Here is a 25,243-nt window from a genome sequence, read left to right as displayed (position 1 = left end):
GCCCTCCCCCTTTCGCCGCGGGAGGGCCTTTTGCATTGCTGGACTACCTCTTGCCGTGCTGGACTACACGGAGTCAGGCGACGTTCAGCTGCTCCCGCAGACGCGCCACATGGCCCTTCGCGTCAACGCCGTACTCCGCGTGCTGCACTGTGCCGTCCGGACCCACAACAACAGTGGACCTGATGATGCCGACGACGGTCTCACCCTTGAACTGCTTCTCGCCGTATGCGCCCCAGGCCTTGGCGACTTCATGGTGCACGTCCGAGAGCAGGGGAAACGCGAGCCCATGGTTGCTGGTGAACGAGGCGAGCTCCTCCGGGCCATCCGGCGAGATGCCCACGACGCTGAAGCCCGCGCCCTGCAGCGACGCGAGGTTGTCCCGGAAATCGCAGGCCTCGGTGGTGCAGCCCGGTGTCTCCGCCTTGGGGTAGAAGTACACGACAACGCTGCGGTCGCGGAACTCGGCGAGGCTGACCGACTGCCCGTCAGCGTCAGGAAGGGTGAACGAGGGGGCCGGATCTCCGACCATAAGCTGATTACTCATGCGCTACTCTTTCGTCTGGTGATATTTCATTACTGTATTGTGAAAAGCTTAGTTTCCGCAGGTGTAGCGGTCAAAAGACTCTTTTGGTCGTAGTGTTCACCATTCCATCCGGCCGGACGGTGGATTACGACGACGCCGGTTGCGTAAGGTTCTAGGTATGGCCCCCCTTCGTAATAGCCGCGCTGCTGCGCTTCCCGCCAAGCTGTCCCGTTCCTGGCTGCTCGCCTCGGCGGCATCGGAACAAAACTTCGCGCCGGCGCTCGCCTCCGAGGCCGATTCGGTGGTCTTCGATATTGAGGACGCCGTGCCCGCGGAGTCCAAGCCGGAGGCGCGTGAGCGGGTGGTTGAGGCCCTCTCTACCGGCATGACGGCCTGGGTTCGGGTCAACGGTATTGAAACCGATTACTGGGCCGATGACCTTGCGGCGCTGTCCAAGGCGCCTGGTTTGCGCGGCGTCATGCTTGCCATGACGGAGAAGCCGGAACAGGTCACGCACACTGCTATGCGGCTCCAGGCAGGCACTCCGGTGCTCGCGTTGGTGGAATCGGCGCTGGGCATCGAGAATGCTACGGCCATTGCCAGCGCTCCCGGCACCTTCCGCCTGGCCTTCGGAGTGGGTGATTTCCGCCGTGACACCGGCGCCTCGGATGACCCGATGGCCCTGGCCTACGCCCGCGCCAAGCTGGTGGTCGCCTCCCGCGTGGGTCAACTCCCCGGCCCGATCGACGGACCGACGGTTGGCGCCCTCGGCGATGATCTGTTGGAGGCCTGCAAGGTCACCGCATCGATGGGCATGACCGGAAAGCTCTGCCTGCGCCCCGACGCCGCGGACACCATCAACCACGGCCTTTCTCCCAGCGAGTCCGAGATCCAGTGGGCCCACGAACTTCTTGACGCCCACGCTTCCGGCGCCGTCGTTGGGGATGGCTCCTACCTGCCACGGCTTGCCCGCGCCCAGAAAATCTCCTCCTTGGCGGACTCCTACGGACTCTGGAACGCCTGACCTTCTCCAGCACAAACAACGACGGTGACCGCTCACCGAAGGGTGAGGGTCGCCGTCGTCGTCATGGCGGTGTGAAATCAGCGCCGGCGGTACCGGTTGACCATGGGGCAATCGAAGGGATCGCGCGCCGCGAGTCCCACCCGGTTGAGGTAGGAGACAACCGCACCGTAGGACGCCGCCACACCAACCTCGGTGTAGGGGACCTTGAGGCGTTCGCAGTGCTCGCGCACAATCACCGCTGCCTTGCGCAGGTGTGGGCGCGGCATGTCGGGGAAGAGGTGGTGCTCGATCTGGAAGTTCAGGCCGCCGAACGCGTTGTTGATGAAGTTGCCGCCGCGGATGTTGCGTGAGGTGAGGACCTGCTTCTGGAAGAAGTCCAGCTTGCTGTCTTTCGGGATGACCGGCATGCCCTTGTGGTTCGGCGCGAATGAGGCGCCCATGTAGATGCCGAAGACCGCCATTTGCACGCCGATGAACGCGAACGCCATGCCGACGGGCAGGAACCAGAACAGCACGCCGAGGTAAAGGCCGAAGCGCGTCGCGAGGAGCGCAAGCTCAACCCAGCGGCCCTGGACTGCGCCCGGGCGGAACAGGGTGGCGATCGAGCGCGCGTGAAGGTTCAGGCCTTCGAAGGTGAGGAGGGGGAAGAACAGGTAACCTTGGCGGCGGGTGATCCAGGCCTGGATCCCCTTGGCCTTGGCGGCGTCTTCCTCCAGGAACGAGATGGTGTCTACCTCGATGTCCGGATCTTTGCCCACCACGTTGGGATCATTGTGGTGGCGGGAGTGCTTGTTCATCCACCACTGGTAGCTGATTCCGACGACGCCGGCGGCGAGGATGCGACCGGACCAGTCGTTGGCGCCGCGCGAGGCGAAGATCTGGCGGTGGGACGCCTCATGCGCCAGGAACGCGATCTGCGTCATGACGACCCCCAGTGCACCAGCGATCAGCAGCTGGAACCAGGTGTCACCGAGCAGTGCGAAACCGGTCCAGGCCGCCCCTAGGGCAAGGCCGAGAAGCACCATGATCGAGATGTAGAAGCCGCGCTTGCGGGTCAGCAGGCCTTCCTTGCGCACTTGCTTGAGCAGCGTGGCGTAGGAGGCAACGACGTCGTTCGGTTTGGCAACACGGACGGAGCGCGCGGGCGAAGTGATGGTCATAAAAATCCCTGAGGTCGAGAATCGACTTCCCAGCCGTGAAAGGGTCCCCATTTCCCCGAAGATCCTCCAATGCTACAGGCGCTGCCTGATGGTGCGCTGGAAATATGCAGTCTGCTGACTATTCAACGTCACGACCGCGGACGCTAAAACGCCGGCCTGCTGCCTCGCCGACCGTCACTAACGGTAGGCGTGCAGCAGGCCGGCGAACGGCTGACCCGGAAAGGGGAAGCGGTTACTCGATGACCGGGATGGACTGCGCCTTCAATGCGTCGATGGTCTGCTGTTCACCGCGCTGCAGCGCCTCCGTGAGGGTGGACTCGCCGCCGATAGCAGCGCCGAAGCCGTCAGAGACGTCCGTGTAGGTCTGCGTCATGGTGGGGCCCCAGGTGAATTCCGGGTCGACGTTCTTGGAAGCTTCAGCGAAGACGTCATAGACAGCCTGTCCGCCAAAGAATTCGGACTCACCAGCGAAGGCTTCGAGGCCCGCTCCCGCCGTCGCAGCCGGGTACAGTCCGCCGAGCTCGTTCGCCAGCGCCAGCGCTTCAGGATCGGTGTTCAGCCACAGTGCAAACTGCGAGGCCTCGTACGGGTGATCCGATCCCTTCAGGACTGCGGTGGACGAGCCGCCCCAGTTGCCTGCAGCACTCTGGCCGGCGTCCCACTGCGGCATGGGCGCAACAGCCCACTTACCCGCGGTATCCGGTGCACCGCTCTGCAGCGTCGAGGTACCCCAGACTGCGGAGACCCAAGTCCACTGGTCGCCTTCGTTGAAGGACGCGTTCCACTCGTCGGAGAAGGAGGGGAGGGTGGACACGAGGTCATCCTCGAGCAGCCCCTGCCAGTACTCGGCCACCTGCGTTGACTCTTCGCCGGTCAGGTTGACCTCCCAGCCGTCGTCCTCGCTGCTGAACCACTCGCCGCCCGCCTGCCAGACGAGGCCGGCGAACCAGTTCACATCCGAACGCGGGAAGTTGGTGATGTACGCGCCTTCCTCACGGATCTGCTCGGCGGCGGTTGCATACTCCTCCCAGGTGGTCGGAACTTCAATGCCGGCCTGCTCGAAGAGGTCCGCGCGGTAGAAGAGGGCCATCGGTCCGCTGTCCTGCGGGATGGCGTAGACCGCGTCTTCCTCACCGAAGGTCACCTGGTTCCAGGTCCAGTCGATGAACTGGTCCCCGGCATTACCGACGCCCTCACACGCGGCGATGTTCTCGAGCCCGTTCTGGACACGGAAGTTCGGGAGGGCGTCATACTCGATCTGGCCGAGGTCCGGCGCGTTGCCCGCCTGCAGCTGGTTGAAGAAGTTCTGGTACGTGCCGGAGTTGCCGTTGGGGCCGGTCTGAACCTCGACCTGGATGTCCGGGTTCTCCTCGTTCCACAGCTTCACCACCTCGTCCATGCCTGGAACCCACGTGGTGAAGGTCAGTTCCACGGGCTCGCTCGAGGGCTCGCACGCTGCTGCTTCGGGAGCGCCGGAGCTGTCGCCTCCACCGGCGCAGCCCGCGAGGGTCAGAGCGGAGACCATGACGACGGCGGCGGTGGTCTTTCCGTGATGCATACGCATTCTGTTTTTCCTTTGTGTATGGACGGTGCCGGCGACGGGTGTCTCCGGCAGTTTCTTGCGGTCTTGGTTACTTGACGCTTCCGGCACCGAGTCCGCTGCTCCAGAAGCGCTGCAGACCGAGGAAGGCGATGATGAGGGGCAGGATGGAAACGAGCGCACCGATGATCACAAACGTGCGCAGCTCCGGGATCTGGCTGATCTGGCTGTTCCACGCGTACAGGCCCAGTGTCACCGGGAAGAGAGCCTGGTCGCGGAGCATGATCAGCGGGAGGAAGAAGTTGTTCCAGATGGTGACGAACTGGAAGAGGAAGATCGTGACCAGCGCCGGCGCCATGAGGCGGCTGGAGACGGTGAAGAAGGTGCGCACCTCACCGGAGCCGTCCAGCCGGGCAGCCTCGAGGAGTTCCCCGGGGACCGAGGCCGCGGCGTAGATCCGCGCAAGGTAGACGCCGAATGGGCTGACGAGGCTGGGCAGGAAGACCGCCCAGTAGGTGTTGGTGAGGTTCACTTCGCTGAAGATCAGGAATAGCGGCAGCGCCAGCGCGGTGGCCGGTACCAGTACTCCGCTGAGGACCACGTTGAAGATGGCTTCCCGGCCCTTGAACTCGTACTTGGACAACGCGTAACCGCACATCGCCGCAATGATGGTGCCGAGGAATGCGCCGACTCCCGCATACAGGGCGCTGTTCAGCAGCCACTTGACGAAGAGTCCGTTTTCATACGCGAACAGGCCGGTGATGTTGGTGAAGAACGTGGCAACGGAGTCTGGGGTGAACCACAGCGCGGACGTCCCGGTGATGTCCCCGCCCGATTTCGTCGAGGTGACCAGCAGCCACCAGATCGGGGTCAGGAAGTACAGCGTGAAGACGCCCATGATGAGCATGGCTGCACTGCGGGACATGATGCTCTGCCGCGGACCCCGGGAGCGGGACTTTTCCGGGGCTGACAGGGGAACGGCTGCCGTGCTCATTGGGATACCTTCCGCTGGGTTGCCTTCAGGAAGACGAAGGAGAGGATGAAGGTGGCGATCGCGAGGACAACCGAGAACGCAGCGGCGAGGTTGTAGTTGGGGATCGACGCCGTGGTGTAGACCGCGAGGTTCGGTGTGTAGGTGCTGCTGATCGCCGAGCTGAAGCTGCGCAGGGTCTGGGGTTCGGCGAGGAGTTGGAGGGTGCCGATGATGGAGAACACCCCGGTGAGGATGATCGCGGGAGTCACCAGCGGGATCTTGATCCGCCAGGCGATCTGCGCGTTGGAGGCGCCGTCAAGCCGTGCCGCCTCGTAGATTTCCGTGGGAATAGCGAGCAGCGACGCGTAGATGATGAGCATGTTATAGCCCACGTACACCCAGGTGACGATGTTCGCGATGGACCACAAGACCAGGGACCCGTCGAGGAAGTTGATTTCCGAGGTGACCGCGCTGAACGGTGAGAGTGAGGGCGAGTAGAGGAATCCCCACATGATGGCCGCAATGACGCCCGGCACCGCGTAGGGAGCGAAGAAAGCCAGCCGGAAGAACTTCTTTCCCTTGAGGAGCGGCGAATCGAGCAGTAGTGCAAACAGCAGCGCCATGCCCAACATGATCGGCACCTGTACGACGCCGAAGAGCAGCACCCTGCCGACCGAGGCCCAGAACGCCTGGTCCTGGAAGACGAGCGCGTACTGGCTGAATCCGCCGAAGACCTGCTGCGGCGCCCCGAACGTGCCCTCACGTTCCACCACCAGGAGCGACTGGATGATCGCGAAGATGATCGGTGCCGCGTAGAAGAGGATGAAGAGCACGGCGAACGGCGCCACGAAGACGGCAACCGCTTTGCGCGTGCTGCGCCGCTTGTTGGAAATGTGCCGGGAATTTTTGACGGTGCCCGGCGGGTTGGTGCCCGGCGGGTTCTGGGCCTGGTCCAGGGTAGCCATCAGGAGGCCTCCTTGCCTGTTGATACGGTGCTGCCTGTTGAGTGGGTGCTGCCTGTTGAGTGGGTGCGTACAACGCGGACGGTGCCCGCCGGAACAACGACGACGTCGGCAACTTCCGTGCCGAGCACCAGTTCAGTTCCGGTGACCCGGTGCTTGTAGTCGTGCGTGGTGTGGTTGATGACGAAGAGATAGTGTGCGTCCCCGGACACCCGCTCGACAGTTTCGACGCCGCGCGTCCCCGAGGCAGGAATCCCGGCGGAGCGGGCGGCGTCGCTGAGAACTTCCAGCAGGGTTTCCTTGCCGAGCGAGGTGCCCAGGTACCAGGCGTGGCCGTTTCCGAAGGAATTGCGGGTGACGGCAGCGGTCCCGGCGAGGTGACCCTCGGTGATGGTAAGAACGGCTTCAGCGCCTGTGGTGCGGAGGGCTTCGCTCCACAGTGCCGCCGTCGTGCCGTTTGAAAGCTGCAGTTGCTGGCCGGCGGTCAGCGGGTGGAACTCCTCGACGCTGATGCCGAGCAGGTCACGGAAGGCACCGGGGTAACCGCCCGGGCGCACCCTCTCGTTTTCATCCACGATGCCGCTGAAGAAGGAGACGACGGCGGTGCCGCCGCCGCGGACGTAGTCGGTGAGCCGGCCGGCGTCGTCGTCTGTGACTAGGTAGAGGGCAGGGACAAGCACCAGGTCATAACCGGTGAAGTCGCCGTCCGGCGGCAGGAAATCAGCGGTGATGCCGGCATCCCACAGCGCGCCGTAGAGTGCGTGCACCTGATCGAGGTAGCGGAGGTCGGCGGAAGGGTGGGAGTCCGAATCGCAGGCCCACCAGGCCTCCCAGCTGAAGATCACGGCTGCCCGCGCCGTGACAGTGCTGCCTGCGACTTCACGTAACCGGCCCAGCGTCTCGCCCAGTTCGGTGACCTCGCGCCAGATCTTCGAGTCCGTGCCCGCGTGGGGGAGCATGGCCGAGTGAAACTTCTCGCTGCCCTGCAGGGAGGCGCGCCACTGGAAGAAACACAAGCCATCCGCACCGCGGGCGAGGTGGGACAGGGAGTTACGCAGTAGCTCGCCGGGCGCCTTGGCAATATTCCGGGGCTGCCAGTTGACTGCGCTGGTGGCGTGTTCCATCAGGATCCAGGGCCGGTTCCGGGCCAGACCGCGGGTGAGGTCGGCGGCGAGGGCAATCTCCTGTACGGGGTCCTCGAGCCGGTGGTCCGGGTAGTGGTCATTGGCGATGACGTCCATCTCCGGCGCCCACTGCCAGTAGTTCTGGGTGCGGATGTGCGCGGTGACCATGAAGTTGGTGGTGACCGGCAGCGTGCTGTGTGCGCGGAGGGTATCTGCCTCGGCCCGGTAGTACGCGAGGAGCTCGTCGGAGCTGAAGCGGCGGAAGTCCAGGACCTGCGTGGGGTTGGGTGTGGCGTGCGGGGTGCGCGGTGGGAGGATTTGTTCCCAGGCCGAGTACCGCTGGCTCCAGAACGCCGTACCCCACGCAGTGTTCAGGGCGTCCAGTGTGAGGTAACGGTCCTGCAGCCAGCGCCGGAAGGATGCGGCGGACGTGTCGCAGTAGCACAGCGCATTGTGGCAGCCGAGCTCATTCGATACGTGCCAGAGGCGCACTGCAGGGTGCGCGCCGTACCTCCGGGCAACTGCTTCAACCAGCGTGAGTGCAGAGGACCGGAAGACGGCGGAGCTGGGGCACCAGGCCTGGCGCCCGCCGGGCCAGCGCGTGGCGCCGTCAACCGTCACGGGAAGGATCCCGGGGTGCGCCGTGGTGAGCCATGGCGGCGGGGAAGCGGTTCCTGTTCCCAGGTTGACGCCGATGCCGTTCTCATGGAGGAGGTCCATGATGGCGTCCAGCCGGTCGAAATGGAAAGTTTCGGCGTCGGGCTGGAGTTCCGCCCAGCCGAAGATGTTGACGGCCACCAGGTTGACCCCGGCCTCGCGCATCAGCCGCACGTCTTCGGTCCACGTGGCCTCGTCCCACTGTTCCGGGTTGTAGTCGCAGCCGAACACCAGGCCACCGTTGGGCGCTAGCTGAGTGATCGGCGAGGTGGAGGTCGGCACGTGAGGTCCTTGACTATTCGCTGTTGCTTCTGTGAACGTTCCCAGAAAGCGCGAAGCGCGATGTTCTGCGCAATCTGGGAACGTTCACAGAGTAGTCTGCGTCACACCCACGTGTCAACGTTTTTATTCGGATCCACCGCTTCGACAGCTCCGTTACAGTATCGGTATGGACTCCACTCGCGTGCGCCGCCGGCGGGCAACAATCAATGATGTTGCCTCCGCGGCGGGCCTGTCCCGGGGGACGGTCTCGCGTGTGGTCAACGGGGAGAAGTACGTCTCACCCGAGGCGAAGATGGCCGTGGAGTCGGCTATCGCGCAGGTCGGTTACGTGCGGAACTCGGCGGCCCGGAACCTCGTGCGGCAGGAGTCCCGGGCTATCGGCCTCATCATCCACGAGCCGCACTCCCTGTTGTTCGAGGATCCCAACATCGGATCGATCCTCCTCGGCGCCAACTCGGTGCTTTCGGCCGCGGACTACCAGCTGGTCTCCCTGATCATCGACACGGCACGGGACAGCCAGCGGGTGGCGGACTACCTGCGCGGTGGGCTTGTGGACGGCGCCGTCATCATCTCTGCGCGAACCTCCGATCCCATTGCGACGGCGGTGCGGAACCTGAAGATTCCGGCTGCCTTTGTCGGCCATCCGCCGGGTACGCCGGACATTCCATATGTGGGGATCGATAACGTGGCAGCCGCCCGGACGATTGTGCGGCGGTTGTTGGACACCGGCAGGACGCGGGTGGGCATGATTGCGTGTGCGCTGGACCGCGATTCCGGCCAGGACCGGCTTGAGGGTTTCCGGACAGCGCTGGGGCCGGCATTCGACCCGGATCTTGTTCTTGAGTTTCCGCTCTACACCTATGCTGCCGGCGCTGACGGCATGGCCGAACTCCTGCGCAGGCGCCCGGATATCGACGGCGTTTTTGCCGCCTCTGACGCGGTGGCCGCAGGTGCCATGGCCACCCTGCAGGAGCAGGGCAGGCGGGTGCCGGACGACGTCGGGATAGTTGGCTTTGATGACAGCACTTGGGCACTGCGCTGCAAGCCCCAACTGTCCACGGTCAAGCAGCCGGCGGACCTGCTGGGGCGCGCGGCCGCAGAGCTTGTCCTCGCCCAGATCGAGGGCAACGAGGCTGAGGTGCGGATGCTCAACACCTCTGTGGTGTGGCGGGAGTCCGCCTGAGGGGCACCCGCACCTACCTCAGTGGCCGCCGCCAAGCTTGCCTGCCATGCGCTCGCGCATCAGCACGCTGGCATCGTTGAGGCCGATGATGTCGACCTCCTTGCCGTGGTGATGGTATTTCTCCGTGATGGCGTCAAGGACGGCAATTGTTGACGCGTCCCAGAGGTGGGAAGCGTGCATGTCGATGATGACCTTCCGCGGATCGTGTGCGTACCCGAACTGCATGTACAGGTCGTTGGAGGAGGCGAAGAACAGCTCCCCGTCCACTACGTAAGTTGCGACTTCCTCGCCGTTCAGTTCCAGGACCGTTCGCTCCACAGTGACGAAGTGGGCCACCCGGCGCGCAAAGAGCACCATCGCGGTCAGCACGCCGACGCCGACGCCGATCGCGAGATTGTGGGTGGCAACGGTTGCAACCACGGTCACCACCATGACCAGCGTCTCGCTCTTCGGCATCATTTTCAGGGTGGACGGCTTGATGCTGTGCCAGTCGAAGGTTGCGATCGACACGAAGATCATGACGGCCACCAGCGCCGCCATGGGAATGATCGCCACAATGTCGCCCAGGGCCACCACCAGGATGAGTAGGAAGACTCCTGCGAGGAAGGTGGAAATCCGGGTGCGCGCACCGGATGCCTTCACGTTGATCATGGTCTGGCCGATCATCGCGCAGCCGCCCATGCCGCCGAAGAAGCCCGTGACCATATTGGCTGCGCCCTGGCCCCAGCTTTCCCGCGTCTTACTCGAGCGGGTGTCGGTGATGTCATCCACCAGCTTCGCGGTCATCAGTGATTCCAGGAGCCCCACGAGAGCCAAGGCCAGTGCGTACGGGAAAATGATCCGCAGTGTATCGAGGTTCAGCGGAATGTTGGGAATGAAGAGGGACGGCAGGCTGTCGGGAAGCTCACCCTTGTCGCCAACGGTTGGTACGACGACGGCCGCCAACACTGTGATGAGAGTCAAGACAACAATGGCCACCAGAGGAGCGGGAACGGCAGTAGTGAATCGGGGCAGCCCGAATACAATGAGCAGGCCGAGGGCGGCCAGCGGGTACACGAGCCACGGAACACCGAGAAGCTCCGGCACCTGGGACATGAAGATCAGGATGGCAAGAGCATTGACGAAGCCCACCATGACCTGTCGCGGGATGAACCGCATCAGTTTTGCGACGCCCAGCACGGCCAGCAACACCTGGATCAAGCCGCCGAGGATGACCGCGGCAATGAAGTAGTCCACGCCATGGCTTGCCACCAACGGAGCGATGACCAGCGCCACTGCGCCGGTTGCCGCCGAAATCATCGCCGGTCGACCGCCCAGGAAGGCAATTGTCACGGCCATCGTGAAGGATGCGAACAACCCAAGCCGCGGGTCAACGCCAGCGATGATTGAGAAGGCAATAGCCTCGGGTATCAGCGCCATGGCGACAACCAGCCCGGCCAGGACCTCCGTCTTCAGGAGTCGCGGCGACTTCAGGGTCAGCAGGACTGACTGCCGCTGTTCGGGCGTCAGGGTGGGCTTCGAGCCGAGTGTTGTGGCCACGTGGGCTCCGTTTCACAGGTCGGGAAGGCGCGCCGGCCTTCATGCAGGTTTGACTTCATGCAGGTTTGAAGTGCGCAGCGCTGCACAGGGAAAGTTCCGACCGGGGCGATGGGAGGCCGGGCCTGACCTCAACTCTACTGTGGACTATTCGGCAGTACGGCGGAACGGGACTGCCGCCGCCCACCAGTACAGGGAGGGTGGTTGAAGGGCAAGCCCGTGCGTCGTACGTTCCGTTGAGTCAGGCTAGTCCGTTAAAGAGCACAATCCGGGCCCTGCGAGGGAAGACTTCCCTCTGATGGGCCCGGATTGAACTCGTGTTGCTGGTGAACTACCGGCGGACGCTGCGGTTGCGGCGGCCCGAAAGTGACTCAGCGACGCCGATCAGCAGAACCGCGGCGATCACCGCAAGGATGAAGCCGAGAATGTTCAGCTCAAAGATTCCACCGGTGTGGAAAAAGCTCGCTATCAAACCGCCGATGACGGAGCCGGCAAGTCCCAGCAGCAGGGTCGCGAGCAGTCCCAGGTTCTGCTTACCCGGTTTGATGAGCCGAGCGAGTGCCCCGATAATCAACCCGGCAATGATGAAACCAATCATGATGCCTCCTATAGGTGAGTGTTTCCTCCGAGAACCCTAAGCCTGCTTTCTAGTGAGGGCAACTCGCTGCTTCCCTTGACCGTCGTCGCCCAATCGCAGAGAAACTGCCCGGAGGTGCAGGGTCGCCGGTTCGAACCGGCGACCCTGCACCCGAGGGCAGTTTCTGTGCGAGGCGGAACGCCCTACCGCTAACGGGCGGCCGGTCCCGTGCTTCCGCGGCGCCTGAGCTCAGGCTGGAACGTGGTGTGCGAGGGCTCATCTCCGCCGTCCCCCAGGAGCCGGCGCATCTCGTGCCACGCCTGCTCGCCGATGTCATTGATCGGCACCGCCGCAGTGGTGAGCGGGGGCGTGGTGTAGTTCGCGAACGGGATGTCATCGAACCCGGTGATCGAGATCTCCCCGGGGACGTCGATTCCGCGTTCATGCAGGCCGCTCAAGAGCCCCATGGCAACGAGGTCATTGAAGGCCAGTACGCCGGTAGCGCCGGTTCCGAGGACGTTGTCCACCGAGGTGTGCCCGGCCTCGAAGTTCGACCCTCCGGAGAGGACCGTCAGCTGAATCTCCGGGTTGTCCTCACGGAACTTCTCCAGCCCCTGCAGGCGTGCCTGGTTGGACGCGCTCCGCTCAGGCCCTTCCAGGAACGCAAGAGTGGTATGGCCGAGCTCCACGAGGTGCGCGGCCAGATCCTGCACGCCCTGCCCGTAGTCGACCACGAGGCTGGGAGTCTCAGTATCCGCCGTCGAGCGGTTGACCAGAACCAGCGGGCGCAGCGACGGAAGGAGCGCCTCCAGTTCTGCCTCGTGCATGCGTGGTGCACAGAGTACGACACCGTCACACCGCCGTCGTGCTTCGCCTGCCAGAATCGATTCCTCGCTGGACACTTCGGAGGAGTCCGCGATCAGCACGCGGTAGCCATCCTGGGCGGCGGCGCGGCTTACTCCGCGGAGCATCCCCTGGAAGGTGGGGTTGGCCAGATCCGGCACGACGACGCCGATGGTGTCGGTCTTGCCCAGCGCCAGGCTCCGCCCCACCGCGTTGGGCTGGTAGTTCAGTTCCGCGGCGGCGCTCCGGACCCGGGCCGCTATGTCCGGGTCCACGGAGAAGTTGCCGTTCATGACGCGCGAGACCGAGGCCAGCGAGACTCCTGCACGCTGCGCGACGTCCGTGATGCCTACCCTGCGGTTGGCTGTTTTCCTGGCCATAGGTTCCTCATCCGGGCTGGAGATCGGCGTACCGGCAACGAATGGTTGACGGGTACGCCGGTGTGTTGATAGAAAGCATATAACCTAATTCAGAAAACGTTTTCTTACATTTTTCGCGGACAGTTACTTCTCACAGTCACGGTGTCGCATCTTCCGCTGATGCAGGTACCCGAAGGAGCCCCATGAGCACCGCCCCCCATACGCTTCCTGCCGAGCAGCAGGCCAATTCGACGTCGGAGCAACGCAAACGCACCCGTCTGGTGCTCGTGGGTACCGGCTCGCGGGCGGAAATGTATGTACGCGCTGCGCTCGGCGATCATGCGTCCTCAGCCGAGCTCGTGGCAATCAGCGACACCAACCCCGGACGGGTGGAGTATTACCTCGATCTCGCCGAGGAACTCTCGGCGGAGACAGACGTCGCGCAGTTCCGCCCGGAGGAGCTGACGCAGTTCATCCGGAACAACGGCATCGACCGCGTCATCGTGACCACACCTGACTACACGCATGCCGATTACATCGTCGAGGCGCTGGAAGCGGGAGCGGATGTCGTCGTCGAAAAGCCGCTCACCATCAATGCCGAGGGCTGCCGCCGGATCTGCGAGGCGATCGAGCGTACCGGCCGCGGCGTCGTCGTGACCTTCAACTACCGGTATTCGCCGCGCAACAGCGCGCTGAAGGAAATTATTCAGAGCGGCGCAATCGGCACCGTGACGTCCATCGACTTCAGCTGGATGCTGGACACCGTCCACGGCGCTGACTACTTCCGACGCTGGCACCGGCAGAAGGAGAACTCCGGCGGGTTGCTGATCCACAAGGCGTCCCATCACTTCGACCTCGTGAACTGGTGGATCGACGACGTCCCTGAGCGCGTTTTCGCCAGCGGTGGGCTGCGCTTCTACGGGGACAGCAACGCTGTTGGGCGCGGGCTGACGGACCGGCCCGAGCGCGGAACCTCAGACTCGGCCGCGGGGGATCCGTTCGCCCTCGACCTGCGCGAGGACGAGAAGCTGAACAACCTCTACTACGCCAACGAACACCACGACGGCTATCAGCGTGACCAGGACGTCTTCGCCCCCGGAATCACCATTGAGGACAACCTTGCCCTGGTGGTGGACTACGCCTCCGGAGCGACCCTCAGCTACTCGCTGAATGCGCACAGCCCCTGGGAGGGTTACCGGGTTGCCGTGAACGGAACGCTGGGCCGCGTTGAACTCGAGGTCGTGGAGCGGGCCGCAGTTTCCGGCAGCACGGATCAGAAGAACGTCGTCGATCCCAGTGCCACACCGGTGCAGGAAGACGACGCCGTCCGGATCAACGGCGAACGCCTCATCCTGCAGCGCCACTGGGAACCCGCCGTCGAAGTGCCGATTGTGAACGGAGAGGGCGGCCACGGCGGCGGTGATGCGCTGCTGCTCATGGACCTCTTCGAGGGCCCCGGCGAGGACCCGCTGGGCAGACCGTCAGGCTATCTGGACGGTCTGCGCGCCGTCGCTGTCGGTATTGCGGGCAACGCCTCACTCGAATCCTCGCTGCCCGTACGCATCAGCGAACTCGGCCTCGGAGCGGACCTCACCGCGAACCGTGCCGCCGACCGCGCGTCCAAGGCCGCGGTGCGCCGTGGCTGAGCGGGCACAGACTACCGTCCTGGTCACGGGAGGCTCCGGCAGGCTGGGCCGAAGTGTGGTGGCCGGCCTCGCTGAGGCAGGGTACGACGTCGTCTCCGTGGACCGCGCGCCGGTTCCCGACGGCGTGTTCCCCACTCAGATCCGCCAGGAAGCGGCTGACCTGTTGGCTCCCGGCGTTGCGCGTAGCGTGCTGGAAAACCACCGGCCCGACGCCGTGATCCACCTTGCCGCGATCGCCGTGCCCTTCAGCGCGCCGGAAGACGTGATCCTGCAGACCAACAGCCAACTCGCCTTCCAGGTGATGGACGCAGCGACCACCCTGGGCGTCGGCAGGATCATCACCGCGTCAAGCCCCACGGTCCTTGGCTACGGCGCACCCGCCGGTTGGATGCCGGAGGCCTTCCCGCTGAATGAGCAGACAACACCGAAGCCCTGGAACGCGTACGCGCTCTCCAAGCTGCTCGCCGAGCAAACCATGCGCATGTTCGCGGCCGCGCAGGGCGAGCGGATCCGGTACGCCGCATTCCGGCCCTGCTACGTTATCTCGCCGGAGGAATGGGCCGGTGCGCCGACGCAGCAGGGGAACACCGTCGTCGAACGCCTGGATGATCCCGCGCTGTCCGCGCCGGCCATTTTCAACTACGTGGACGCACGGGATGTTGCGGATTTCCTTGATGTGCTGCTGCAGTCCATGGATAGAATCCCGAACGCTGAGACCTTCTTCGTGGGCGCAGCCGATGCACTGGCGCGCGAGCCGCTGTCCGAGCTCATCCCGCGCTACCTCCCCGCGGTGGGTGCGCTCGCCGGGAACCTGCACGGAACCAGCCCGGCCTTCTCGATCGACAAGGCGCGCAAGCTGCTCGGCTGGGAGCCGAAACGTAGCTGGCGTACGGAACTCGTTCCATCGGAGCTCGCTACACCGGAGCTCGCAGCCGCAAGCCAGGAAGCACGGTGAGTCATGCAGTTCAAAGAGGCCATTCCTGCCGCCGGCCGTGAGCTCGTGGGCGCATGAACGTCAAGATCACCGGCCTGTCCTCGCGCGTGGTCACAGCGCCGCTTCGGCGTGCCTGGGGAGCGGACGTGCCGGAAAACCACTTCATCGCGACGACGGTGACCACTGACGACGGCGGTGTGGGACACGGCTTTTCGTGGACGCCCACCATCGGGCCGCAGGCAGTGCTCGCGTTGCTCGAACATGACATCGCACCCTTTGTGGAGGGCCTTCCTGCCCGTGCGGAGGAGGTGTGGGACTCACTCTGGGTCCGGCTCCATGAGGCAGGCGGGGGAGGGCTGACCACCATCGCGATGGCCGGCGTCGACCTTGCGCTGTGGGATCTGGCAGGGAAGCAGGCCGGGTGTTCCGTACCTGACCTGCTGGGCCGCCGTCGGGAAACCGTACCGGTGTATGGATCGGGAGTGAACCTGCACTACACGCTTGAGGAGCTCGTTGAGCAGTCCCAGCGGTGGGTCACGGAAGGCCGGCAGGCGGTCAAGGTGAAGGTGGGTAAGCCGGACCTGCGCGAGGATGCGGAACGGATCGCCGCAGTCCGCGAGGTCATCGGCCCCGACCGCGCACTGATGATCGACGCGAACCAGCGGTGGGACCTGCCCACAACCCTGCGGGCGCTTGAACGGCTGGCGGAGTACGGCCTGCACTGGCTCGAAGAACCGATCCGCGCAGACGACCTCTCTGCCTACCGGCGGCTGCGGCGCTCCTCGCCGGTGCCTATCGCACTGGGTGAAAACGTGCACACCATCTACCGGTTCCGGGACTTTATCGAAGCGGACGCCGTCGACATCATCCAACCCAACATCATCCGCGTCGGTGGAATCACTCCGTTCCGGCGGATCGTCGAGCTTGCCCGGGCCAACAGCATCGCAGTGGCTCCGCACCTGCTTCCGGAGCTTTCCGGGCAGCTTGCCTCCACTCTCGCAGCGACGGCCTGGGTGGAATCGGTCGACGGCGCCACCATGACTGAGCTGGGTGTCCTCGCCGGTCCGTCGCCGGTCAGCATCACGGAATCCGGGCTTACGGTGACCGGCCAGCCGGGGCTGGGCCTGGAGATCGTACCTAACTCACGGGGCTTTGTGGAGTGCGCGGCCGGCTGACGCGAGGAGCAGATCCACGAGTGTTATCAGCTCCTCCAGTGCCGCTGCCGGGTCCTCGTCCGGGAGGCTTCCCCGCCGCGGGGGCTCACCCTTCTCGATACCAGCGACGACGTCGACGGCCAGCTTCCAGCGAAGTGCAACCGCGGCGTCGAACCCCAGGCGGATGTTCTTGAACGTGACAGTGGGTGCTTCTGCCCTGAGGGCTGTGGAGTAGGTGTCCAGAGCCTCTTCAACCAGCGGCATCACCACGCTCGCGAGGGCATCGCCACGGCGGACCGAGGAGAAAAGCAACGAAGCCAGGTCTGCTCCCACGGGGCCGGGACCGATCGATTCCCAGTCGATCAGAACGGTCCGGCCGCGCGAGTGGAAGACGTTCGCGCCTCCAGCGTCGTGGTGGCAAAGGGTATGCGGAAGCGATTCCAGAATCCCGCGGTAACGGGCTTGGTTGAGGACCAGCTGCTCGGCGGCAGCCAGCCGGTCACCGAGATGGGCGGCTGCGCGTGGGTCCCGGCGACGCAGTGTGGCCAGGCCCTGCTCAATGGCCTCAGGCTGGCTATGGCGGTCAATCCACCCAGAGAAGTACCAGGGTTCTGGGAGCCGGCGCCCGGCCCACAGCCCACCCATACCGCCCAGATCATGCGCTGCGGCGAGGACAGTCTCCGCGTCCAGCGGCCTTGCACCCTCATGGCGGATTTCCTCAAGCCAGAGGGTCATCCCTCCCTCCGCATCACGCAATTTCCCGTGCATCCGTGGTGTGCCGATGCCGGGAGCTATTCCGGCCAGCACTCCGGAGGCGTATGCGTTGACCTCACGCCGTCCGTTGTCAAGAAGGTACGCGGAGGCCAGGGCCGGCCCCGCGGTGCGCTTCTCGATCATGGACCATGCAACGCGTTCACCCCCAACGAGCGCGTGTCCCTGGATTCGGCTCACCGTCCGGTGGGCGAGGAAGGCGTCGTAATCCAGCGGGATCCGCTCGACGTCAGCCAGAGCAGTAACGGGGCCACCCACGGCGTCGGTAACGGCTGCTTTCAGCTCGTAGAGCGCGTCGTTCACGGTCACACACTAGCGTCCGGTCCGGGGAATAAGCCCGAGGATGTATGCATTTGCATGTACAACGTCGACCGCCGGGGCCGACCGGAACCTTCCGGAGGATCACCATGACAGCTCACACCACGGGCCTGCACCACGTCACCGCCATTGCGGGTGACCCGCAGGCCAACATTGACTTCTATATCCGCGGACTCGGACTTCGGCTCGTGAAGAAGACGGTCAACTTCGATGACCCGTCCACCTATCACCTCTACTACGGCGACGACGCCGGCCGACCGGGCTCGCTGATGACCTTTTTTCCGTGGGGCCAGGTGGCGCCCGGGCGGATCGGTTCCGGGCAATCCACCACCACCGCCTTCTCGGTACCTGAGGGAAGCCTCGGCTGGTGGCAGAACCACTTCCGCCACCTCGGCGTGGAGTCCTCCATCTCGCGGACGTCCGCGGATGAGGAAAGGCTTTCGTTGCGTGATCCCGACGGGCTCCAGCTTGACCTCGTGGCCTCCTCGACCTCCGATCCACGCAACCCCTGGGACTCGTCCTTTGTCCCCGCCGAGCACGCCGTCCGCGGACAGCACTCATCCGTGCTGACGGTTACGGACCCCGAGCACACCCTGCGCGTCCTCACCGAAGACCTCGGGCTGCGAATCTCCGACGAGGCTCCCGGACGCACCCGTCTGCAAGCAGGCGTCGGCGGCCCAGGCAACATTGTCGACGTTCTTGCCGATCCTGCCGGGCCCTACGGACTCGTGGCGGGCGGAACCGTGCACCACATCGCCTTCCGGGTTCCGGATAAAGCCACGCAGGAGCTGTGGCGGCAGGATCTCGTTGAGCGTGGGTTCGCCGTGACAGCGATTCTCGACCGTCAGTACTTCACCTCGATCTATTTCCGGGAGCCTGGCGGAGTGCTTTTCGAAATTGCAACGGACACTCCGGGCTTCAACGTCGATGAGCCGCTCCTGGAACTCGGGCGCTCACTGAAGCTGCCGCCGTGGCTCGAGCCCTCGCGCGAGGACATCGAAGCCTCGGTGGCGCGTATCGAGGTTCCGGAAGACAACAACACGCTTGCCGAAGGCGAGGCCAGTGACGCGGCTACGGTCCCGTCCGGGCAGCCCGGAGGCGTCGCCTGATGACCACACCGCAGCTCACCGACTGGCCGCACCTCTACCGCGAGGGTGATTCCGGGCGCCCACTCCTCCTGATGCTGCACGGCACCGGCTCACACGAAGAGGACATTGCGGCCCTCGCGGCGCAGCTGGATCCGGCCGCAGCGGTGCTTGCGCCACGCGGCAGGGTGCAGGAGAACGGCATGCTGCGCTGGTTCGCCCGGCGCGCGGAGGGAGTGTTCGACGTCGACGACGTCATCCTCCGTGCCGGTGAACTGGCCGGTTTCATCGCTGAGGCACGGGAACACTATGACGTCGGCAACCGGGAGATCATCGCCGTCGGCTTTTCCAATGGTGCCAACATCGCGCTGGCCACCGCGATGCTGCACCCGGAAGCGCTGAACCGCGTAGTTGCGTTCTCGGGCATGTACCCGTTCGGTGAGCGGAGCACGGAGGTTTCCCTCTCCGGCAGCCGGTTCATCGTGCTGAACGGGCGGTCAGACCCGATGGCGCCGCTGAGCAGCGTTACCACGCTGATGTCCGAGCTGGAACGGCAGGGCGCCGATGTCGAACAGGTTCTTCGGGAGGGCGGTCACGGTATCGATCGCGCAGACCTGGAAGCGGCGGTTGACTGGCTGGGCCGCCGCTGACCTCCAGGAACTGCATCGAATATCAGTTCCCTAGATCTCGAGGGTCATTGGCCGCTGCAGGCCGTTCACCTCGACCGTCGGCCAGCGCTCGTCGACGCTGAGCACCCGGATCCCTTCGGCAGTGAGCAGCACGGTGTCTTCGATCTTCACTCCGGGGCCGGACGGGTTCCAGGTGAACGCCTGATTGGGCACCACCTTGTCATCCGTCGACGCCGTAACCCGCGGATCCCTGCCCGCATAGCCGGCGGGGCCGCCCTGATGGTGCAGCCGCCACTGATCCGGCCCGAAGCCGTGAGCGGCATAGGAACTGTGGATGACCTCGAAGATTCCGTCCAACCGCGCACCCGGCACGGTTGCCGCGAAAATGTCAGCCTCCACGGCAGCAATGCGTGCTTCGGCGTCGCGCTCGGCGGCCGTTGACCCGTCAAACCGGACCCAACGCGTGACGTTCGCAACCATTCCCCGACGCCGCGCGCACACGACCGCCATCGCCCGCCGACCCAATGGCGACGACGTCGGCAGCGGGTGCCGGAAAGCCGACCGCTCACGGCCGTTGCAGAGCAGGACCAGTGGCTCAGCGCCCATGGCGATGACCCGCGCGCCCAGCTCAGCGGCGATGCCCCGTTCCGGTGTATGCGGCCTGGCAGCGGAGAGCACATCAGTCAGCGCACCCGCGACCTCCCTGTTCAATTCTGTGTACTGCTCCACTTCCACGGGAAGCAGCGACTGCCTCGCGTCGCGCAGCTCCCGCCGCACGCTCGCCTCATCCAGCGGCCGCGACGAGGACAGCCGGCTCATCACCTCGTGCATGGATCCGTGCCAGGGAACAGGATGAACGACGACGTCGGCCGGCAGCTCCTCGCGGATCAGCCTGTCCGCTTCGTTATTGAACGTGACCAGGTGGTCCCGTTCGCGGTCAACGAGCAGCATGGCGATGGGATCCCCCGCGAGGCTGATGTGCAGACGGCTCCCGCCCAGGTACCACGTCATCGCCGTGTTGCTGGTCAACAGCAGGGACTCGTGGCCGGTACGGTCAAGAATCTCAAGAACCCGGTTGCGCTTGATGGCGCGCTCGTCGCCGGAGTCGTCGACACGCGCGGCAGTTGGCGCGGCAGTTGGAGCAGGGAGCGTCTCAAGGCCGGGGGCTGAGGTGGTGGTCATGGGTGCCTTTCTTCGGCCGCGAGGGTGCTCACGGCGTCAGGAGTCAGAGCGCCGTCGGCAATGAGGATGGTGACGGAGCGGGCCAGGGGAGCCTCGCGCGTGGTGGTGACCGGCCGGTCCCAGGCGAGGGCAAGCCCCACCCCGGGGTAACCCTCGGCCCTCACGAACCAGGGGTCGATGGCGTTGTCGTTGGGCAGGAAAAGGAGCGTCGCCGGCCGGCCCTCGAAGGTGCCCTGCCAGCACAGCCAATCCGACACTGTGCCGTGAACACCCGCCTCGCCAGAGGCGTCCGCCGTCGTAATAGTGGTGTTTTCGCTGGTGGGGAGGCGCCAGAAAAAGCCGCCGTAGCCGCCGCCGGACCGCCCATTCGAGCCCGGGCTCCCAAGGGCCACCGGGTTCTCGCCGGCGGGTGTCAGCGAGAAGTCGATCGTGAGCGCCCAGACGGCGTCGTTCACCGTACGCCAGCTGATGCGGCGGGCTTCGTGCAGCAGGGCGCCGCCGTCGGGGCGGCTCCAGCGCAGCGTCTCCTCGAGGGAACTGCGGTGCTGCGCCAGCCCCGTGCGGGTGATCCGGCCGTGGTCCGGGCGCCACACGTAGCCCTGCGCCTCGCGACGGTAGGTTCGGCCGCCCCAGAGGTTGACGCCGTCGACGTCCTGCACGGCAACGCCGGCTCCCAGGTGCCACACATGGTCTGCGGGGAAGTGGTCGGTGACGGTTACGCCGCGACGCGTTGTGACGGGATGCAGGTAGGGGCGCGGCGAAAGAAAGGGAGAGACGGCGGTGCCGTCCCGGTAGGACCCGACCTCGCGGCCGTCCAGCACAAGCGGTAAGGACGACGGCGACACGGACGACGACGACGGCCGCGCCCAGCCCGGGCCCAGTTCACCGATAGTCGCCTGGGCGAGACACGCCCGCTGCAGGAGTTCCTCGATGCCGTGCAACACGGGATGGGCTTCGTCGCCGTCGCCGATCCAGGTGACGTACGAGGGATCAATGGGTTGCGGCGGTGGGGCCAGCCGGACGGCGTCGAGCACCCGCATGAACGCGCCGGAGCAGGCGAGCGGGCTGAGCAGGGGAGTGCCGGACGCCCGGTGTTCGAGCAGATTCTCCAGCAGGTTGGCGCGCCCAAAGTGCTCAATGACGGTGCCGTCCGCCGTGGTGACGGCCAGTTCGTCCTCCGTGTAATACAGCACGGCGGTTCCCTGCGTGCCGTGGAGCGTGACGCTGGGTCGCGTCTGCTCCGCGGCACACAGGGTGAGTGCGAGCATGACCACCGTCCCGGACGCCGTCCGAACCCGGATGGTGGACGTGTCATCGCACTCGATGTCGTGGGCCCGGTACAGGTCCGTCTCGACGGTAGCCACGTCGGACGACTTCCGTGCACCGGCCACACGAAGGGCGGTCGCAACCGCATGGGCAAGCGGATTGGTGGCCACGCCGTCGACCACGTCCACTCCGTCCAGCGTCCGCTTCCCCGCCCAGCGGGAACGTCCAAAGTAACCCCGGGTCCGCACCCACGTACCCAGCGCACTGACGCCCCGAACCGAACCCAGCGTTCCCGATGCCACGAGATCGTCGAGCCGGTCAAGCGCCGCCGAACCCAGGCTTTGAAACCCGGTCTGCACGGCAACGCCTGCTGTGTCGGCAGCGGCGAGGAGCGAGTCGTATTGCTCCATCGACGCCACCGGAGGCTTCTCGACGTAGACATCCGCGCCCGCCTCGATCGCCGCATGGGCGAGCGGCGCGTGCGCCTGGATGGGGGTGGCAATAACGACGACGTCGGGCGCCACCCCTGCGGCGAGAAGGTCCTCCAGATTGTTGAACACACCGACCCCGGCACCCAGCGTCCCGTCCTCGGGCGGACGGGGGTCCGCCACGGCAACCAGCCGAGCGGCGCCGTCGTCCTCCAACCTGCGAAGGTTGTCGAGGTGCCGGGCACCGAAGCCATGAACGCCCACCAGGGCCACGCGTGCAACGCGGGCGGGGCCGTCAGCGACGGGGTTTCCTGTTCTGTGCCGGGAAGGCGTCAGACGGGATGCGGGGTCAAGCATGATCAATGTTCCGTTCCGGGACAATCAGCCTGCGCTGATCATCCCTTCGATTTCGGCGGTCAGTTTCTCCGTTGCCTCAACCGGAGTCAGGTTGTCGAAGAGGACCTCGGAGACGTAACGCTTGACCGCGTCCTGGACGCCACCGGCACCAACCGGGGAGGGCAGCGGTGCCGCAGCCATGTCGGGGCTGATCTCCTCGAGGAAGTCGACCACCGTCTGATCGGTTTCGTTCAGCTCGGGGGCGATGGCGGCGGCCATGTCCGGGTTTGCGGGTACCCCGCGGTCAACGAGCATCTTCTTCGCAGCCTCAGGGTTGTTCGCAAGGTAGTTCACGAACTCGGCGGCAGCTTCCTGGTCATCGGACTGGCTGGAGACGGACCAGTACATCGAGGCCTTGTAGTACATGCCGTTCTCAGCGGCGTTACCTGACTCCGACGGCGGACGAAGCATGGTCACTTCGCTGCCGCTGGCGGACTCCACAGCCGACAGCTGGTTCGACCAGTACCAACCCATTGCCGCGCGGTTGGTGGCGAAACCGCCGGCTTCGAAGGATCCCGACAGCTCCTCGGTATAGCGGGCGGCACTCGGGCCCCCGCCGTCGCGCACCTCCAGGAGGTGTTCGAACCAGGCGGTCAGAGTTTCCGGCGAGTAGCCCACCGTGCCGGGTTCATCCTCGTTGTAGAGGTTTTCACCCGGCTGGCGGAGCCAGATCCGCAGGTCGACGTCCTGGGCGCCATACTCGGTGCCGACGATGTCCCCGCCCAGCTTCTCAGTCAGCTCAGCTGAGATGCGGTAGTAGTCGTCCCACGTCCACGTGGTGTCATCCGGGAGTTCCATGCCTGCCTGCGCGAACAGGTCCTGGTTTGCCATGATCACGTAGGCGTTCTGACCGGTGGTCAGCCCGTACAGGCCGTCCTCATAACGTCCAAGGTTGAGGGCGGCGTCGTCGAACTTCGACGTATCAAGGCCCTCCAGTGTGCTGAGGTCCGCAAGCGCTCCCCGTCCGGCATACTCCTGCAGGTACTTTTCATCCATCGTGATGACATCCGGCGCATCCCGGCCGGCCGTCGTCGTCGCGAGCTTGTCCCAGTAGCCGCCGAAGTCGGAGTACTCACCCTCGATGGTGATGCCCTCGTTCTCGGCCTCGAACATGTCGATGATCTCCTGGTTCGCCACGTGGCGTGGATCCGAGCCCCACCAGGAGAAGCGGAGATTCCCGTCACCTGCTGCGGCGCTGTCACCGCCGCCGCCGTTGCCGCAGGCGCCCAGTGACACCGTGAGCACAACCGCGGCAGCCGCAGCTGTGAGAGTTCGCGTCGAGCGAGAGAAGTTCTTCATTGAATCTCTTCCTGTCTTATCGGGTGAATAGCAGTTCGGTCCGATGCTGCGTGGTCAGCCTGCGCTGATCATGCCTTCGATTTCAGCGGTCAACTGCTCGGTTGCTTCCTCGGGGGTGAGGTTGTCGAACAGGACCTCACCGACGTAGCGGACGATGGTCTCCTGGACGGTTCCTGCGCCAATGGGGGAGGGCTTCGGCGAGTCGGAAACCTCGGGCTCGATCTCCTCGAGGAAGGAGACAACCGTCTGCTGGGACTCATCGAGCTTCGGTTCAATCGCTGCAGCCATGTCCGGGTTGGCGGGAACACCGCGGTCCACGAGCATCTTCTCGGCGGCCGCGGGATCATTGGCCAGGAAGTTCACGAAGTCCGCTGCGGCTGCCTGGTCATCGGACTGGCTGGAGACGGACCAGTACATGGAGGCCTTGTAGTACATGCCGTTGTCCTCGGCGTTGCCGGACGGCGAGGGCACCCGGAGAATGCGGATGTCGTCACCGGTGGCGGCACGCAGGGCGCCGAGCTGGTTGGACCAGTACCAGCCCATGGCGGTCTTCTTGGTCGGGAAGTTCTCGGCCTCGAAGGTGCCGGCAGCAGCCTCGGTGAACTGCGCGGCGCTGACGCCGCCACCGGTGTCGCGGACGTGGAGCAGATGTTCGAACCAGGAGAGCAGGCTCTCCTGCGAGTAGCCCACGGTGCCCGGCTCATCCTCGCTGTAGAGCTTCTCGCCGTTCTGGCGCAGCCAGATGCGCAGGTCACCGTCGAGTGCGCCGTAGTCGGTTCCCGCAACCTCGCCCAGGTTCTCGCTGATCGTGGCCGAGAGTTCGTAGTAGTCATCCCAGGTCCAGGTGCTGTCATCCGGAATTTCGACGCCGGCTTCAGCGAAGAGGTCCGCGTTGACCATCACGGAGTAGGCGTTCTGGCCGGTGCTCAGCCCGTATACGCCGTCTTCGTAACGCCCAAGGTCCAGTGCGGCCTCAGGGAACTTGGACAGGTCGAGGTTTTCGAGTTCGGTAAGGTCAGTCAGGGCGCCGCGGCCGGCGTATTCCATGATGTATTTCTCGTCCATCGTGATGACATCCGGCGCATCCCGGCCGGCCGTCGTCGTCGCCAGTTTGTCCCAGTAGCCGGAGAAGTCTGAGAATTCACCGGCTACGGTGACGCCCTCGTTGTTCGATTCGTAGATATCGATGATTTCCTGCGTGGCTTCGTGGCGTGGGTCCGAGCCCCACCAGGAGAAGCGGAGGTTGCCGTCGCCGGCGGATTCACTTCCGCCGTTTCCGCAGGCGCCCATCGATAGTCCGAGGACCGCGGCGAGGGAGGCTGCGGTAAGGGTGCGGGCAGGACGCGAGAACTTCTTCATTGAATCTCTTTCCAATCTTTCGAGTTGTTGTCT

General features: G+C 64.9%; 21 protein-coding genes. 7 read left to right on the top strand and 14 right to left on the bottom strand.

Features of this window, described 5'->3' with window-relative positions:
* Positions 1-73: 73 nt before the first annotated feature.
* Positions 74-544, bottom strand: coding sequence for a thioredoxin-dependent thiol peroxidase (gene bcp / locus ABFX19_RS04365; RefSeq protein WP_346027625.1), 471 nt, complete (start codon positions 542-544; stop codon positions 74-76).
* 157 nt (positions 545-701) lie between these two features.
* Between bcp and ABFX19_RS04360 the strand changes: the two genes are divergently transcribed.
* Positions 702-1,547: an HpcH/HpaI aldolase/citrate lyase family protein gene (locus ABFX19_RS04360; RefSeq protein WP_277359300.1), complete on the top strand. Its 846-nt coding sequence runs from the start codon at positions 702-704 to the stop codon at positions 1,545-1,547.
* Between the two features lie 77 nt (positions 1,548-1,624).
* On the opposite strand, the gene ABFX19_RS04355 is transcribed toward ABFX19_RS04360, so the two are convergent.
* The 5 genes from ABFX19_RS04355 to ABFX19_RS04335 form a co-directional block, all read right to left on the bottom strand.
* Positions 1,625-2,707, bottom strand: coding sequence for a fatty acid desaturase family protein (locus ABFX19_RS04355; RefSeq protein ID WP_277359299.1), 1,083 nt, complete (start codon positions 2,705-2,707; stop codon positions 1,625-1,627).
* Between the two features lie 232 nt (positions 2,708-2,939).
* Complete coding sequence (locus ABFX19_RS04350; protein ID WP_346027624.1) at positions 2,940-4,271, bottom strand: ABC transporter substrate-binding protein; 1,332 nt, start codon at positions 4,269-4,271, stop codon at positions 2,940-2,942.
* Between the two features lie 67 nt (positions 4,272-4,338).
* Entirely contained in the window at positions 4,339-5,241 is a 903-nt protein-coding gene (locus tag ABFX19_RS04345; protein WP_346027623.1) for a carbohydrate ABC transporter permease, read from the bottom strand.
* Positions 5,238-6,185, bottom strand: coding sequence for a carbohydrate ABC transporter permease (locus ABFX19_RS04340; RefSeq protein WP_346027622.1), 948 nt, complete (start codon positions 6,183-6,185; stop codon positions 5,238-5,240). Before ABFX19_RS04340 ends, ABFX19_RS04345 begins: the two co-directional genes overlap by 4 nt.
* The gene (locus tag ABFX19_RS04335) at positions 6,185-8,245 is read right to left on the bottom strand and encodes a beta-galactosidase (protein WP_346027621.1); all 2,061 of its coding nucleotides are present in this window, start codon (positions 8,243-8,245) and stop codon (positions 6,185-6,187) included. Before ABFX19_RS04335 ends, ABFX19_RS04340 begins: the two co-directional genes overlap by 1 nt.
* Before the next feature lie 166 nt (positions 8,246-8,411).
* On the opposite strand from ABFX19_RS04335, the gene ABFX19_RS04330 reads away from it, so the two are divergent.
* The gene (locus ABFX19_RS04330; RefSeq protein WP_346027620.1) at positions 8,412-9,428 is read left to right on the top strand and encodes a LacI family DNA-binding transcriptional regulator; all 1,017 of its coding nucleotides are present in this window, start codon (positions 8,412-8,414) and stop codon (positions 9,426-9,428) included.
* Positions 9,429-9,446: 18 nt separating this feature from the next.
* On the opposite strand, the gene ABFX19_RS04325 is transcribed toward ABFX19_RS04330, so the two are convergent.
* From ABFX19_RS04325 to ABFX19_RS04315, 3 genes are all read right to left on the bottom strand, one after another.
* Positions 9,447-10,937 carry a SulP family inorganic anion transporter gene (locus tag ABFX19_RS04325; RefSeq protein ID WP_346028038.1) on the bottom strand — a complete coding sequence of 497 codons (1,491 nt, stop codon included), beginning with the start codon at positions 10,935-10,937 and terminating at the stop codon, positions 9,447-9,449.
* Positions 10,938-11,295: 358 nt separating this feature from the next.
* Positions 11,296-11,562, bottom strand: coding sequence for a GlsB/YeaQ/YmgE family stress response membrane protein (locus ABFX19_RS04320; RefSeq protein ID WP_056545113.1), 267 nt, complete (start codon positions 11,560-11,562; stop codon positions 11,296-11,298).
* Between the two features lie 188 nt (positions 11,563-11,750).
* A complete protein-coding gene (locus ABFX19_RS04315) occupies positions 11,751-12,764 on the bottom strand; it encodes a LacI family DNA-binding transcriptional regulator (RefSeq protein ID WP_346027619.1) in 1,014 nt (337 codons plus the stop codon).
* Positions 12,765-12,946: 182 nt separating this feature from the next.
* Between ABFX19_RS04315 and ABFX19_RS04310 the strand changes: the two genes are divergently transcribed.
* Genes ABFX19_RS04310 through ABFX19_RS04300 form a run of 3 tightly spaced genes read left to right on the top strand, consistent with a single transcriptional unit; the run spans position 12,947 to position 16,498 of the window.
* Positions 12,947-14,389, top strand: a complete 1,443-nt coding sequence (locus ABFX19_RS04310; RefSeq protein WP_346027618.1) for a Gfo/Idh/MocA family protein — start codon at positions 12,947-12,949, stop codon at positions 14,387-14,389.
* The gene (locus tag ABFX19_RS04305; RefSeq protein ID WP_277359291.1) at positions 14,382-15,344 is read left to right on the top strand and encodes an NAD-dependent epimerase/dehydratase family protein; all 963 of its coding nucleotides are present in this window, start codon (positions 14,382-14,384) and stop codon (positions 15,342-15,344) included. Before ABFX19_RS04310 ends, ABFX19_RS04305 begins: the two co-directional genes overlap by 8 nt.
* Before the next feature lie 53 nt (positions 15,345-15,397).
* On the top strand, positions 15,398-16,498 hold the full coding sequence (locus ABFX19_RS04300; RefSeq protein ID WP_346027617.1) for a mandelate racemase/muconate lactonizing enzyme family protein: 1,101 nt from the start codon (positions 15,398-15,400) through the stop codon (positions 16,496-16,498).
* Here ABFX19_RS04300 and ABFX19_RS04295 read toward each other — a convergent pair.
* Positions 16,466-17,551 carry a phosphotransferase family protein gene (locus ABFX19_RS04295; RefSeq protein ID WP_346027616.1) on the bottom strand — a complete coding sequence of 362 codons (1,086 nt, stop codon included), beginning with the start codon at positions 17,549-17,551 and terminating at the stop codon, positions 16,466-16,468. The genes ABFX19_RS04300 and ABFX19_RS04295 overlap by 33 nt on opposite strands.
* A gap of 104 nt (positions 17,552-17,655) precedes the next feature.
* Between ABFX19_RS04295 and ABFX19_RS04290 the strand changes: the two genes are divergently transcribed.
* On the top strand, positions 17,656-18,675 hold the full coding sequence (locus ABFX19_RS04290; RefSeq protein ID WP_346027615.1) for a ring-cleaving dioxygenase: 1,020 nt from the start codon (positions 17,656-17,658) through the stop codon (positions 18,673-18,675).
* Complete coding sequence (locus ABFX19_RS04285) at positions 18,675-19,301, top strand: alpha/beta hydrolase (RefSeq protein WP_277359287.1); 627 nt, start codon at positions 18,675-18,677, stop codon at positions 19,299-19,301. Before ABFX19_RS04290 ends, ABFX19_RS04285 begins: the two co-directional genes overlap by 1 nt.
* A gap of 30 nt (positions 19,302-19,331) precedes the next feature.
* Here ABFX19_RS04285 and ABFX19_RS04280 read toward each other — a convergent pair whose 3' ends face one another.
* The 4 genes from ABFX19_RS04280 to ABFX19_RS04265 are packed head-to-tail and all read right to left on the bottom strand — an operon-like array spanning position 19,332 to position 25,210.
* Positions 19,332-20,462: a M24 family metallopeptidase gene (locus tag ABFX19_RS04280; protein ID WP_346027614.1), complete on the bottom strand. Its 1,131-nt coding sequence runs from the start codon at positions 20,460-20,462 to the stop codon at positions 19,332-19,334.
* Positions 20,459-22,513 carry a DUF6807 family protein gene (locus tag ABFX19_RS04275; RefSeq protein ID WP_346027613.1) on the bottom strand — a complete coding sequence of 685 codons (2,055 nt, stop codon included), beginning with the start codon at positions 22,511-22,513 and terminating at the stop codon, positions 20,459-20,461. Before ABFX19_RS04275 ends, ABFX19_RS04280 begins: the two co-directional genes overlap by 4 nt.
* Before the next feature lie 24 nt (positions 22,514-22,537).
* Entirely contained in the window at positions 22,538-23,851 is a 1,314-nt protein-coding gene (locus ABFX19_RS04270; protein WP_346027612.1) for an ABC transporter substrate-binding protein, read from the bottom strand.
* Positions 23,852-23,905: 54 nt separating this feature from the next.
* Entirely contained in the window at positions 23,906-25,210 is a 1,305-nt protein-coding gene (locus ABFX19_RS04265; RefSeq protein WP_346027611.1) for an ABC transporter substrate-binding protein, read from the bottom strand.
* Positions 25,211-25,243: the final 33 nt, after the last annotated feature.

This window comes from Arthrobacter parietis, assembly GCF_039530425.1.
GTDB classification, from domain to species: Bacteria; Actinomycetota; Actinomycetes; order Actinomycetales; family Micrococcaceae; genus Arthrobacter_D; species Arthrobacter_D parietis.
Note: the sequence above shows the minus strand (reverse complement) of the source record. Positions and strands in the feature narration are given on the sequence as shown.